Raw genomic sequence first — 13,024 nt, forward strand, 5'->3', positions numbered from 1 at the left:
TTGCACTCGCGGCCCCGGTTGCACGGTCGGGACGCAGAGGAGGTCGCGGGCAGCCGCAAGGCGGGGCCGGATCAGGCGGGCGACGGGCCGTTGGGCTGGTCGCTTGCGGAGAGCTGCTGTTCCGTCCAGATGACCTTTCCGCCGGATGTGTAGCGAGTACCCCAGCGGTCGGCGAACTGGGCTACCAGGAAGAGGCCCCTGCCGCCCTCGTCCATGGTCGTGGCTCGGCGCAGATGCGGAGAGACGCTGCTGCCGTCGGAGACCTCGCAGATGAGGCTGCGGTCGCGGATCAAGCGCACACCGATGGGGCCGGCTGCGTGCCGGATGGCATTGGTGACCAGCTCGCTGAGGATCAACTCCAGGGTGAACGCCTCCTCTTCCATATCCCAGTCACTCAGGAGCCGGGCGGCGGCAGCACGCACGCCGGCAACCGCCGAGGGGTCGGACGGTACGTCCCAGGACGCGGTGCGATTGCCGTCGAGCAGCCGAGTGCTGGCGACAAGCAGGGCTACGTCGTCGCGTGGCGCTACGCGGACCATGGCATCCATCGCTGCCCGGCACACCTGGTCCGACGTCTGCCCGGCGTGTGCGACAGCACGACGCAGGCGCTCGATGCCTTGATCGATGTCATGTTGCCGGTCTTCGATCAGGCCGTCGGTGTAGAGGACGATGGCGCTGCCCTCGGGCAGAAGTATCTCTGTCTTTTCGTAGGGCAGTCCTCCCAGCCCCAACGGCGGGCCGGCCGGTACGCCGGGCAGGTCCGCATGCCCGTCCGGGCGCACGATGATGGGTTCCAGGTGGCCCGCCCTGGCCATGGTGCAGTGACGGGAGACCGGGTCGTAGATTACGTACAGGCAGGTGGCGCCCGTGAGTGTCGGTGCCTCACCGTCACCGTCCCGGTCCTGGTCGATGCGGGTGACCAGTTCGTCCAGGTGACAGAGCAGTTCGTCAGGTGGCAGGTCGAGCATGGAGAAGTTGTGGACAGCGGTGCGCAGTTGCCCCATGGTGGCGGCGGCATGCAATCCGTGCCCCACGACGTCGCCCACCACGATGGCGACGCGGGCTCCGGGGAGGGGTATGACGTCGAACCAGTCACCGCCGACACCACCGAGTCCTGCCCCTGCCGGAAGATAGCGGTGAGCCACGTGGACCGCGCTCTGCTCGGGGAGCGCGTGCGGCAGAAGGCTGCGTTGCAACGTGACCGCCATAGTGTGCTCGCGGGTGAAGCGACGGGCGTTCTCGATACTCACCGCCGCGCGGGCGACCAGTTCCTCTGCGAGCGAGAGGTCTTCCTGAGTAAACGGTGTCGGCTCCTTCGAACGCCAGAACGTCGCCATGCCGAGAATCACTCCGCGGGCCCGCAGGGGAGCAGCGATCATGGAATGGATCCCGCATGCCACCAGTCTGCGAGCTCGGTCGGGGTCCTGCGCCTGCCAGCCGGAGAAGGCTGCCAGGTCGGCCTCCAGCACGATCTGCCCGGAACCGAAGCCGGATGCCTGTGGTGTTGACGGGTCGAAATGGATGAGCTCACCGGGAGGGTAGAGCGGTACATCCTTGCGTATGCCGTCCACTGCCACACGACGTAGTTCGGCTGCACGCAATGGGTTCGGTTCGTCGCCGCGCAGCACGGCATCGACCATGTCGACAGTCACGTAGTCGGCGAACCTGGGCACAGCGAACGCCGCCAGTTCCTGAGCCGTGTGAGTCACGTCGAGGGTGGTGCCGATGCGTATACCGGCGTCGTACAGCAGTTTGAGCCGTTCCTGGACTACTTCCACCCGGCCCATCAGTGCGCTGAGTTCGGTTGTGTCGCGCAGCGTGGCGACCCAGCCTCCCGGCCCGGGCTGCTGAGCCATGGGGCGTTGGCTGACGGCCAGGAGCCGGTCGCCTACCTCGATGACCTCGTCCGTGGTCGCCCTGCCGGACAGGAGAAGCTGCTCGGCCTTTGGTTCGAGTCCCAGATCCGTGACGGGCCGGCCGTCCCCGTCGGCCCTCAGCCCGAGCAGGCGCCGCGCTTCGTCATTGGCCAGCAACAGACGACCCTGGGAATCGACGATCAGAACACCTTCTCGTACCGAGTGCAGAACAGCATCATGGTGCTCGTACATACGGGTCATCTGCGTCGGGCCGAGGCCGTGCGTCTGACGGCGCAGGCGCCTGCTGATCAGTGCTGTTCCTCCGGTGGCCGCCGAGAGCACCACGCCGGTCGCCGCCAGGACGAGTGGCACCTGCCGCCCGGCTGCCAGGCTCACCTGCTTAACCGTGATGCCCGCGGCGACGAGACCGATGACCCTCCCGTCACCCGTGGTGACGGGAACGACGGTGCGGACCGAGGGGCCCAGCGTCCCGGCAGTCGTCTCCATGACGATCCCGCGGTGCTGCGCTGCCGCGATGCTGCCGATGTAGCGCTGGCCGATCTGCGCGGGGTTCGGATGGGTGTAGCGGATGCCGGTGGGACTCATCACGACGACGAAGTCCACGGCGGTGCGGCGGCGGGTTTCTTCGGCCTGCGGCTGAAGCACGACGGTTGGATTCGCGCTGGACAACGCCTGTCGCACAGTGGGGGAAGCGGCGACTGCCGAGGCAACGGCCAGTGACCGGGTACGGGCCTCGCGCTCGGCATCGGCCCGGTACTGGAACATCAGGGTGGCGACCGCCGCTGCCGCAAGGGCCAGGATCAAAATGGCCTGCAGGAGGAAGACCTGGCCGGCGACGGTGGGCAGCCCACGCCAGGACCGCATACGCCCGATCAGCTGGTGCATATGCCCATATAACATCGCGGAAATATCAATATCACCCCCCAGGTGACAGGCGACCTCACTGGCAGTTCGAAACGTACCCGGATGTGTACGCACGGTGAGTGCGAGTCACGGCCCGGACCACACGGACAAGGACCCGCCCTCCGAGCTCCAGGCCCTGCTCGACGCGGTCACCACCGGACACGGTCTTGATCCCTACTGCCGGATGTGACGAACCAACGGTAATCACGGGTGACACCCAGCGCGTGCGTGACCGCGCCTGCCATCGCCTGGCGCGCCGCATGGAGTCTGAAGAAGCTGATGGATGCCTATGACATCGACGGCCTGAAGCCTGAAGGCGCTCACCTCCGGGCCCGGCAAGGGTCTGCTCGAACCCTGGGCGGCGTGTGACGGGACCACCGCCTTCCGCTTCGTACGCATGGAACCCAAGGAACCCAAGGAATCCGATCAATCCAAGCAATCCAAGCAATCGCGGGATTCCGGGGACTCCGGGCAGGCCTTCGGCCGGACCTATCGATCCACGTGCCCGACGAGAAGTGCGTGGGCATCAGAGCCGCGAGCACCGTCGCGGGCGATGGTGTGGTGCCGGCCCGCCTGATCGCCGTCCTGGCAAGATAGCGGCATGGAACGTGTGCTTGGAATCGGTGGGTACTTCATGCGGGCCGCCGACCCCGCGGCCCTGAACGCGTGGTATCGCGACTGCCTGGGCCTGGACGCCGAGGAGAACGGACTGTGGCGTCAGGAGACCGGGCCGACGGTGTTCGCGACGTTCGAGTCCGAGACCGACTACTTCGGGTCCCGCGCCCAGCAGGCCATGCTCAACTTCCGGGTCCGCGACCTGGATGCGATGCTCGCGCAGTTGCGCGCCAAGGGAGCGGACGTGGCTGAAGAGACGCAGGACATGGAAGGTGTCGGTCGATTCGGCTGGGTCACCGATCCCGAGGGCAATCGGGTCGAGCTGTGGCAGCCCGCCTGACCGCGTCTTCGCGCAGGCGCGGGAGGCGGGACGGCACAGTCGGTGATGCTGTCGGCCTCAGCGGGCGAGAACACCGTCCCGGCGACTGCGAGGCTCGTGCGGGCCAATGAGGACACCGTCCAGACCCGGGAGTTTGCGCCGTTGCGACGGCCTTGGCGCGGGCGAGGAAGGTCAGGCGGCGCCGAGCGTCCGCTTCCCCTCCCGTTCCTCCCGCCCGGCGAGCAGCGCGTCGAGGACGTTCAAGGCGCGCCAGGTCCGTGTCATTCCGAATGGCGCGGTGTCAGTGCGCGTCAACCAACCCGAGCTGCCCTGGCCCCCGTTGGAGGAGCAGGTCGATCGCTTCCTGACGAAACTGGTCGGTGTGCCGCCTGCGAAAGGGTGACTGAGCGGCGCGGCCCACGGCCCCGCACCGGCTCAGCCGCCGGAGGACACCGGTGGCAGGGACGTGTCGTTCTGTCGCAGTTCGACCAACAGTTCGTTCTGCCCGGCCAGTAACTCCGTGAGGATGCGGCGGGCCGCGCGCAGGAGCTCCGCGACGTCACCGCCGGCCAGCGCGTAGCTGACGGTGGAGCCCTCACGGATGGACACCACGATGCCGGAACGACGCAGGACGGCCAGTTGCTGCGACAGGCTGGACGGCTCGATGTCGAGGTCGGCGAGCAGGTCCCGCACCGGGACGGGACCGTGTTGCAGCAGCTCGAGAACCCTGATGCGCACGGGGTGTCCCAGCATGCGGAAGAACTCTGCCTTGGCCTGGTAGAGGGGGACCCGCATCGGTGCTCGCTCCCTGCCGCGTGGGGATGGTCGTCACCTGGTGCGGTGACGCCCGGAAGGCGCCGCCGCACCACGTGCCCGTCGCTGCCGATCCTTCTCGCTCACGGCCGCACGCATCCACCTGTTGGGATGATGCTGATGTGGTGACTTGAAGAAGTCTTCACATCGTGGGCGCACGTCAGTCCGAGGATCCGGCCGTCCTAGACTTCCAACTGCTCCTCGACACGCTTGAGTTGATGGCGGGCCATCGCCAGGTTCGAACGCGCCTTGTCGAGCACGAGGTAGAGGAACAGACCGTTGCCGTTGCGTCCGGCGACCGGTCGGATGAGGTGGTACTGCGATTCGAGAGTGATCAGGATGTCTTCGATCCGGCTCTTGAGCCCCAGTTGCTCCATGGTCCGCACCTTCGCGCGGACGACATCCGTGTTTCCGGCGGCAGCAATCGTGAGGTCGAGGTCCTTGCCCCCGCCCAGCGTGCCCAGCGCCATGCCGCTGGTGTAGTCGACGACGGCCGCCCCTAACGCCCCCTCGGCCGCGGTCATCATTTCCTTCAGCGACACATCCACACTCGCCATAGCGCCTCCCCTTGATTGTCGGCTGTACGGCGGGATCGGCGATGCCCGTCCCGCCGCGTGACCGCACCGTATGCGGACGACCGAGGCGCCGAGGGGAGTATCTCCGAGGCTGACATCCGGCGATCGGAGATGAGCGCAATGGCATCGTTTCTCGACTGCTACTGCCCCATTGTGGCCAGTGCGGCGAGGGTGGCGTCGAGGTCGGTGGCACGGGGCTGGTTGAGCGGGAGCTTGGCCAGAACACGGGCCATGGCGCAACTGCCACTGACGGCCGAGTAGACCAGGCCTCCGGCGACGCCGGCGGACAACCAGCGGGCGGCCGAGCGGCGTTGTCCGACCGCGAGTCCGACGAGGACCAGGGACCCCGCGACGAAGCGGACCTGACGGTCCATGGGCCAGACGCCGCGGACGTCGGCGGGACGGTGCAGGTCGTGTCCGTGCCGGCTCCAGGCCGTGGTGCCGCCGACGAGGGTGGCGGCGGAGACGCCGTGTGCGGTGAGAGTGGCACAGGCCTGCGCGGAGCGGGCGCCGGAGGCGCACACCATGACGAGGTCACCGCGCTCGGCGGCGGGCTTCAGGACGGGCACGGCCGCGTCGAGATGGTCCAGGGGGATGTTGTGGGCGCCCGCGATGTGACCCGAGGCGTACTCGCCGGGGGTGCGCACATCGATGACGGTCAGCTCGTGGAGCCGGGCGTGGGCCTGGTCGGGGTCGAGGGAAGTGGAGGGCACGGGAATTTCCTTCTCTTTCTGGTGCTTCACCCCACGGACAGGATACCCGCGGGGGTATATCGAGGGAGTGCTTGTGGAACTTGCGATGGCAGCCGAGGAACTGAGGACGGTGGTCAACCGGCTGCGCCGGGCGCAGGGGCAGATCGCCGGAGTGATCAAGATGATCGAGGAGGGGCGGGACTGCGAGGACGTGGTCACCCAGCTCGCCGCGGCCTCCCGGGCGCTGGACAAGGCCGGGTTCGCGATCATCGCGACCGGTCTGCAGCACTGTCTGACCGATGCCGACCTGGCCGCCGACGGCGACCGTGAGCGGATGCGGGCCCGTCTGGAGAAGCTGTTCCTGTCCCTGGCGTGAATCCGCCGGGACCGGCCGAGGCAGATCAGGTCAGGTCAGGTCAGGTCAGGTCAGGTCAGGTCATCTACGAGCATGAACGCGGCGACCGCCAGCAGGACCACGGCGAAGGTGCGCTGAAGAAGGGGGCCCGAGACCTTGCCGGCCAGGCGTTTGCCGTCCCAGGCACCCAGGATCGCGGTCCCCGTGAAGGGCGCGATCAACGTCCAGTCCAGGCCCGACGCCGTGGCACCGCGGGTGAGCAGCGAGGCCAGCGAGTTGACCGAGATGATCAGCAGGCTGGTGCCGACGGCGGCCTGCATCTCGAAGGCCAGGACGGTGACCAGGGCCGGCACGGCGAGGAACCCGCCGCCCACCCCCAGCAGTCCGGTCAGTGCGCCCAGCCCCGCTCCGGTGCCGAGGGCCCTGGCCGGCCGAACAGCGCCGGGCTTCGTTGCGGACGTCGCCCTTGAGGGGCGCAGCATGCGCGTGGCCGCCAGGGCGGCGATGGCGGCGAACGCGGCGATCAGCAGCGGCTGCGGCAGCCGGGCCGACGCCGCTCCGGCCGCCACGGCCGGGAGGATGCCGGCTGCCGCGAACAGGGTGCCGGCCCGCCACCGCACATGGCCACTGCGGGCGTGGCCGAACAGGGCCGTCAGCGAGGTCGCGGTGACGATCAGGAGGCTCGCGGTGGTGGCCGCCGCCGGGGTGAAACCGAGCAGGTAGATCAGGGCGGGCACCGCGAGAACGCTGCCTCCCCCGCCCAGCGCACCCAGCGCGAGACCGACCAGGGCCCCGGCGACGAGCGCAAGAACGAACGCGCTCACGCTATGGCACCGTCGTCTCCGTCCGGGCCGGCCACCGGCAGACCGGCCCGCGCCCAGGCGACCATGCCGCCGGTGACATCGGTGGCCTTCGCCCCACGGCCCGTCAGGATCCCGACGGCCTGCCGGGAACGCCGGCCGGAGCGGCAGATCGCCACGACGGGCCTGCCCTGGGCGGCTGGTGGCAGGGCTTCCCCCGCCACCAGCCGGGACAGGGGCAGGTGCAGCGCATCCGGTGCGTGTCCCGCCTCCCACTCGGCGGTTTCACGGACGTCGAGCAGGACGGCCTGGCCGTGGGCGGCCCGCTGGTGGGCCTGGACAGGGTCGAGCCGACGGGAGGCGCGGCTGCGGAAGAACATGGGTTCATCACTCCGAAGGGGTGTTGCGGCGGGGGGCCGGGGGTCCGAGCGGGACCGACTGCCGTGCGGTAGTCCGTACGGGCCCGGGTGCGGTCGGGACCGGTGCGGGTCGGTCCGCGCAAGACCGGCCGAGGGTCGGTCCGTGCCGGACCAGGTGCGGGTCGGTCCATGCCCGACCAGGTGGAAGTCAGCCCGTACTGGACCCGGTGAGAGTCAGCCCGTACTGGACCCGGTGAGAGTCAGCCCGGCCTCGACGGCGGCGTCGAAGCTGTCGTCTACGGCGACCACGCCGCGTCCCGTGGCGTCCAGGAACGAGGCGGCGATCGCCGCGCGCATCCCGCCCGCGCAGTGCACCCACACCTCCCCCGCGGGCACCTCCCCGAGACGACCGGGCAGCTCATGGAGGGGGATGTGCACCGAGCCCGCCACGGAGCCGCCCGCGCGCTCGGAGTCGCGCCGCACGTCCAGCACCACCACGTCCTCGCCGCGACCGCGGCGGGCGGCGAGATCGGCGAAGGTCGCGCGCGGGAAGGACCGCGGCTCCACTCCCCCGGGCACCCAGTCCCCCGGGCCGCCGGTGGCGGCGGCGACCGGCCGGTCGATGCCGACCCGGGCCAGCTCCCGCTGTGCCGCGGCGATCCGCTCCGGTGTGTCGGCGAGCAGCGTGACGGGCTTGCCCCACGGGATCAGCCAGGCCAGGTAGGTGGCCGGCTTGCCGTCGCCCTCGAAGTTGAAGGAGCCGGCGACGTGCCCCTGGGCGAACGCGACACGGTTGCGCAGGTCGACCACCCATTCACCGGCCGCCAGCCGCTGGGCGATCTGTGCGGCGTCGGCCGGACGTGGCGGGGTGAGGTCGACGGGCGCGGGGCCCGCGGCGTTGGCCGGACCCATGTGCGCGTAGTACGCCGGGACGTCGTCGAGACCGGCGAGCAGGTCGGCGACAAAGGTGTCCACGTCGCGGGTGAGGGCTTCGTTGGTCTTGCGTTCCCGCCCGATCGTGGAGGTGTCCCCCTCGGCCTGGGATCCGGAGCAGAAACTGCCGAACCCGTGCGTGGGCAGCACCGGCACCTCGTCGTCCAGCTCCTCGGCAAGACGGTGGGCGGAGGCGTGCTGGGCGCGGGCCAGCTGCTCGGTCAGCCGCGGTTCGACCAGGTCCGGCCGGCCCACCGTACCGATCAGCAGTGATCCGCCGGTAAAGGCGGCCACGCCGTGCCCGTCCTCTTCCAGGACGTAGGAGGTGTGGTGCGGGGTGTGGCCCGGGGTGGCCAGTGCCCTCAGTTCCAGGCCCCGGTCCACTGTGACGGTGTCGCCGTCGACGACCGGGGTGCGGGCGAAGGACACCGAGGCCCCGGCCGGGACCAGATAGCGGGCACCGGTGACCCGGGCCAGTTCGAGCCCGCCGCTCACGTAGTCGTTGTGCAGGTGCGTCTCGGCCACGTACGCGATCCGCACGCCTCGCCGGGCGGCCGCGGCGATCACCTGATCGATGTCCCGCGGGGGATCGACCACGACCGCCTCGCCAGGGCCGCCGGCCAGGTAGCTGCGGTTGCCCAGGCCCTCGAACTCCAGGGTGTCGACGAAGAACACGGGTACGGCTCCTTCCGGATGAAAGTACCCCGGGGGGTATCTGGCATCCACCGTAACAGAGATACCCCTGGGGGTATCCCGGGAGATATGCGCGGAGGTGTTTCGGCGACGGCCACCGGCCGACGACCGTGAGCGACGACGAGCGCGAGGGCCAGGACGCCCTGGACGAGGCCCTTGAGCATGCCGCGCCAGTACGGGGCAGGCAGGCCGTACCGCTTGAGCAGCCACATGTCGCGGCACTCCTTGGTGGTGTCCAGCAGGGGGATGCTGGGGGCGGGGCGCTGGTCGGAGTCGAACTCGGCGAGCAGGACCTTGCCGCGGGCCGTGACCAACGGGCAGGGCGTGTAACCGTCGTAGCGGCGCTGTTCACGGTGCTCGCCGTTGATCTCGGCCGGCAGGTCGGCCACCAGGACGGGGGCCTGCTTGCGGACGGCAGCGCCGGTCTTGGAGGTGGGCAGGTTGGCGACGTCGCCGAGGGCGAAGACATTGCGGTGCCGTGGGTGCTGCAGGGTGCGCTTGTCCACTTCGACATAGCCGTAGGGGCTCGCGGGATCGGCCAGCGGGCCGCGCTCGACCCAGCCCGGGGCGCTCTGCGGCGGTACGGCAGGGAGCAGGTCGAACGCGAGGCCGTCCTCGCAGCCGGTCAAGTGGTCGGCCACCGTCAGCCGACGGGCCGCGCCGGACGTGGGGCCCTATGCCCGGTCGATTAATTGCCAGCCAGACAAGGGCAGTTGACGTACCTGACGACTGTCGAGTAGGTCCAGACGGTGAGGGGATCGGCCGTGGGACGTGTCCCGCGTACGAAGGCGATCCGCCCATCCAATGCAGGCCCGTCGAACACAGTCCCGCCGACCTCGGCCGAGGTGACGTAGTGGAAGTCGACGGACACCAGGTCGCCATCCACTACGTCCACGGACGCCGACGCGCCCTCGTATCAGCCTGATCCGCTGCGGTCGCGGCCGCCGTGGCGGGTGGAGCGCGACGGGTACCGCGGGCACCACGCCGCCCGGCCGCCGTCGTACGGGATGCGGTCCTGGCGAGCGCCTGCTCGGCAGGACGGGCACCGCCTTCCCCCGCCGAGGCCACCGCCCGCGCCCGCTGCGACGGTCTGCCGCGGCCGTCCCCGGAGGTCTTGGACCGCTTCGTCGGACGCCACCCGGGCCGCTGAGCCGCCGTGTCAGCTCATGGTGAGCACCATCCGGAAGCGGGCGGCACCGGAGAGCATCTTCTGGTACGCCTCGTCGGTCTCGCCCAGCGTCACGACCTCGGTCATCGGACGGATGCCGTGCAGGGCGCTGAACTCCATGGTGTCCTGGATGTCCTGCGAGGTGCCGCTGGCGTGGCCGCGGACGACCCTGCAGCCCATGATCAGCTGGATCGGGCTGATGCCGAGCGGCTCCGCGTCCGCGCCGATGACCACCAGCTCACCGCGGGGACGCAGACCGTCCACGGTCGCGGTGATGGCGGCGGAGTTCGAGGCGGTGGCCAGGACGACCTGTGCACCCCCGAGGGACTGGAGCGCCTCGGCGACCGGAGTGCCGGCCGTGCTGTCGATGTAGTGGTGCGCGCCGAGCTGCTTGGCGAAGTCGGCCTTGTCGGCACCGCGGGCGATGGCCACGGTCTCGAAACCCATCGCGGCCGCGTACTTCACCGCCAGGTGCCCGAGGCCGCCGATGCCAAGAACGGCGACCAGGTCACCCGGCCGCGCCGAGCTGCGCCGCATGCCGTTGTACACGGTCACGCCCGCGCAGGCCAGGGGCCCCGCGTCGGTGGCCGCCAGCGCGTCGGGGATCCGGGCCAGCGCGTCCACGGGCACGACGGCCGTCTCCGCGTATCCACCGTCGTACGCCCATCCGGGGACCTGCAGGTTCTCGCACACGACGAAGTCGCCCTGCCGACAGGGCGTGCAGTGGCCGCACGCGCCGCCGAACCAGCCCACCGCCACCCGGTCGCCGACCTGCCAGCCCCAGTCCCCCGTCCCCTCGCCGAGTTCCGCGATCCGCCCGGCGATCTCGTGCCCGGGGACCACCGGGAACGTCACGCCGGGGAAAGCGGCGTTCACGAAGAAGGTGTCACTGTGGCACACCCCGCAGGCGTCAACGGTGACCCGTACGTGTCGGGGGCCCGGCCGCGGTACCTCACGCTCGACGACCTCGAACGAACCGCCGGGGGCGGTCACCTGCGCGACGCGATAGCTGGTCATCCGGATCCCTGCCTTGGAGAGTCGGTCTGATCTCGAAGCGCTCCGCCCGCAGGTGGTCACGAGAGGCCGGCGACAGGAGCGCGGACCACACTCGAACCCGACTGGCTGGTTTCACGCCGGTGGTGGTGTCGGCCAGGCGGCCGGGCGGGATCCGCCTGCCGAACCTCGGCAGGCCACGGACGGACGGGCGCGGGTAGCCTCACGCTACTTCAGGTCACAGCGGGACGCTCGGCGAGTTCGCCGTCCACCGCGCGCCCTGAGCACGTGCGGGCCGCCACTCGCGAACGGCGCGAGCCGCGCGGTCCCGGTACACCGCGGTCCCGGTACACCGCGGCCACGGTGTCCCGTCACGCCCGTCGCCGCAACGCCCTCCTCGGCGTCGAGGGGAGCGGCACACCGTTCCCCGAACCCAGCCGTCCCGGCTGTCACCCCACGGGCGCCCGGAGTGAGCCCAGCCGACCGCCATGGATCGGTGTCGTGTGCCAGCGCACGGTGAAGGTGCCGTCCGGCAGCGAACACGTCACGGTCAGCCGGTGCGGGGTCTCCAGGAACAGCACGTCGAGGCGCAGGGTGTCCTGGTCCGTCCAGCCACCGCTGACCGCCGTGGGCGGACCGCCCGCGTCGACGCTCCAACCGGTCGCGCCGAGCCGCAACTCGATGAGCTCGTCGTCCTCCGCGAGCGACACGCCCCAGCCCTTCCCGTCCGCATCGGCGGTGACCGTGACACCCGTCAAGGTCCGCTGCTGCGGGCACTCACCGTCCTCCGGTGCGAACACGGCGCTCTTCCAGTCGTCGCCCCGCGCGGGCGGCTCGGGGCTCGCCTCGACGAGCGGCAGGGCCAGCTCCGCGAGGCGGCGGCGCAGGCCCTCGTCCGCCGCGCCCGGGAGCGGTTCGGCCGGAAGCGCTCCGGCGGGAAGCGGTTCGGCGCCGAACGCCGGAAGGAGGTGGCGCCACACCAGATTCAGCAGACCCTGCATCTCCTCGGTCGCCGCGGTCGTCACGATCACCGCGTCGTGCTCGGGCAGGACGAGACAGAACTGCCCGAACGCGCCGTCGCCGCGGTACCCGTGCCTGCTCCTCCAGAACTGGTACCCGTACCCCTGCTGCCAGTCCGACTGCGCGCCCTCCTGCGTGCCGTCCGCGGTGGAGATGTGCGCGCGGGTCGCTTCCGCGATCCATGAGGACGGAAGCAGCCGCCGCCCCTCCCAGACACCGTCCTGCAGATAGAACTGGCCGAGCCGGGCGATCGCGTCCGTCGTGGCGTGCAGACCGCTGAAGCCGAGGTCACGCCCGGGGGGCCGTTGGAGCCAGGCCGTCTCGCCGATGCCCAGCGGGTCGAACAGCCGGGGCCGCAGATACTCCGTCAGCGACTGGCCGCTCACGCGCTGGATGATCGCGGCGAGCGTGTACGTGCAGGGCTGGTTGTACGCGAAGACGGTCCCGGGATCCCGGTCCGGCGCGAAGAGCAGGAACCCCCGTACGATCTCGTCGCGGTCGCGTCGGATCGAGGTCGCGTAGGTCTCTTCGAGGTGGCCGCTGGCCATGGCGGCCACGTGGCGTACGAGCATGGCGCGGCTGCGCGGGTCGGTGATGTCGGCCTCGAACTCGGGGAAGTACGAGATCACGGGGTCGTCCAGGCGCAACAGCCCTTCGGCGACGGCGAATCCGGCGGCCGTGGACGTGAAGCTCTTGCTCAGCGAGTAGAGCAGGTGGCGGCGGTCGGGTGTGTAGGGCGCCCACCAGCCGGAGGCCACGAGGTGCCCGTGGCGCAGGATCATCAGGCTGTGCGGTTCGATGTCCGGCGCCGCCTCGACGGCGTCGAGGAAGGCGTGGATGCCGGCGGCGTCCACCCCCTGGGCGGCGGGGGTGCTGGCGGGCAGGGGACGGGCGCTCATGACGGCTGCC

13 protein-coding genes are annotated in these 13,024 nt (G+C 70.4%); 3 read left to right on the forward strand and 10 right to left on the reverse strand.

Translation table 11 applies throughout. The features are described from left to right. Positions 1-71 precede the first annotated feature (71 nt). Positions 72-2,762 (reverse strand): SpoIIE family protein phosphatase, encoded by a 2,691-nt coding sequence (locus tag ACIRA5_RS37680; RefSeq protein WP_403698707.1) that lies wholly within the window; start codon positions 2,760-2,762, stop codon positions 72-74. Between the two features lie 246 nt (positions 2,763-3,008). On the opposite strand from ACIRA5_RS37680, the gene ACIRA5_RS37685 reads away from it, so the two are divergent. Together ACIRA5_RS37685 and ACIRA5_RS37690 are read left to right on the forward strand one after the other, a co-directional pair. Further along, positions 3,009-3,149 carry a hypothetical protein gene (locus ACIRA5_RS37685; RefSeq protein ID WP_403698708.1) on the forward strand — a complete coding sequence of 47 codons (141 nt, stop codon included), beginning with the start codon at positions 3,009-3,011 and terminating at the stop codon, positions 3,147-3,149. A 232-nt stretch (positions 3,150-3,381) separates the two neighbouring features. Continuing rightward, positions 3,382-3,735, forward strand: coding sequence for a VOC family protein (locus ACIRA5_RS37690; protein WP_403698710.1), 354 nt, complete (start codon positions 3,382-3,384; stop codon positions 3,733-3,735). Positions 3,736-4,149: 414 nt separating this feature from the next. On the opposite strand, the gene ACIRA5_RS37695 is transcribed toward ACIRA5_RS37690, so the two are convergent. The 3 genes from ACIRA5_RS37695 to ACIRA5_RS37705 form a co-directional block, all read right to left on the reverse strand. After that, positions 4,150-4,509 (reverse strand): helix-turn-helix transcriptional regulator, encoded by a 360-nt coding sequence (locus ACIRA5_RS37695; RefSeq protein ID WP_060900065.1) that lies wholly within the window; start codon positions 4,507-4,509, stop codon positions 4,150-4,152. Positions 4,510-4,709: 200 nt separating this feature from the next. Continuing rightward, positions 4,710-5,084: a hypothetical protein gene (locus ACIRA5_RS37700; protein WP_352050186.1), complete on the reverse strand. Its 375-nt coding sequence runs from the start codon at positions 5,082-5,084 to the stop codon at positions 4,710-4,712. A gap of 158 nt (positions 5,085-5,242) precedes the next feature. Continuing rightward, on the reverse strand, positions 5,243-5,815 hold the full coding sequence (locus tag ACIRA5_RS37705) for a rhodanese-like domain-containing protein (RefSeq protein WP_403698712.1): 573 nt from the start codon (positions 5,813-5,815) through the stop codon (positions 5,243-5,245). A 73-nt stretch (positions 5,816-5,888) separates the two neighbouring features. On the opposite strand from ACIRA5_RS37705, the gene ACIRA5_RS37710 reads away from it, so the two are divergent. Continuing rightward, a complete protein-coding gene (locus ACIRA5_RS37710) occupies positions 5,889-6,170 on the forward strand; it encodes a metal-sensitive transcriptional regulator (protein WP_403698713.1) in 282 nt (93 codons plus the stop codon). A gap of 50 nt (positions 6,171-6,220) precedes the next feature. Here the strand turns inward: ACIRA5_RS37710 and ACIRA5_RS37715 are convergent, their stop codons facing one another. The 6 genes from ACIRA5_RS37715 to ACIRA5_RS37740 all read right to left on the reverse strand — a co-directional run bounded on the left by ACIRA5_RS37715 (position 6,221) and on the right by ACIRA5_RS37740 (position 13,014). Beyond that, entirely contained in the window at positions 6,221-6,973 is a 753-nt protein-coding gene (locus ACIRA5_RS37715) for a sulfite exporter TauE/SafE family protein (RefSeq protein ID WP_403698715.1), read from the reverse strand. Further along, positions 6,970-7,329: a rhodanese-like domain-containing protein gene (locus ACIRA5_RS37720; RefSeq protein ID WP_403698717.1), complete on the reverse strand. Its 360-nt coding sequence runs from the start codon at positions 7,327-7,329 to the stop codon at positions 6,970-6,972. The genes ACIRA5_RS37715 and ACIRA5_RS37720 overlap by 4 nt, the downstream gene beginning before the upstream one ends. 213 nt (positions 7,330-7,542) lie before the next feature. Further along, entirely contained in the window at positions 7,543-8,916 is a 1,374-nt protein-coding gene (locus tag ACIRA5_RS37725; protein WP_403698719.1) for a rhodanese-like domain-containing protein, read from the reverse strand. Further along, complete coding sequence (locus tag ACIRA5_RS37730; protein WP_403698721.1) at positions 8,805-9,575, reverse strand: hypothetical protein; 771 nt, start codon at positions 9,573-9,575, stop codon at positions 8,805-8,807. Before ACIRA5_RS37730 ends, ACIRA5_RS37725 begins: the two co-directional genes overlap by 112 nt. Before the next feature lie 518 nt (positions 9,576-10,093). Beyond that, the gene (locus tag ACIRA5_RS37735; RefSeq protein ID WP_403698723.1) at positions 10,094-11,119 is read right to left on the reverse strand and encodes an alcohol dehydrogenase; all 1,026 of its coding nucleotides are present in this window, start codon (positions 11,117-11,119) and stop codon (positions 10,094-10,096) included. 425 nt (positions 11,120-11,544) lie between these two features. Further along, positions 11,545-13,014 carry a serine hydrolase domain-containing protein gene (locus tag ACIRA5_RS37740; RefSeq protein ID WP_403698725.1) on the reverse strand — a complete coding sequence of 490 codons (1,470 nt, stop codon included), beginning with the start codon at positions 13,012-13,014 and terminating at the stop codon, positions 11,545-11,547. Between the last annotated feature and the right edge of the window lie 10 nt (positions 13,015-13,024).

The sequence above is a fragment of the Streptomyces sp. NPDC096311 genome, from assembly GCF_044763085.1.
Taxonomy (GTDB): Bacteria; Actinomycetota; Actinomycetes; order Streptomycetales; family Streptomycetaceae; genus Streptomyces.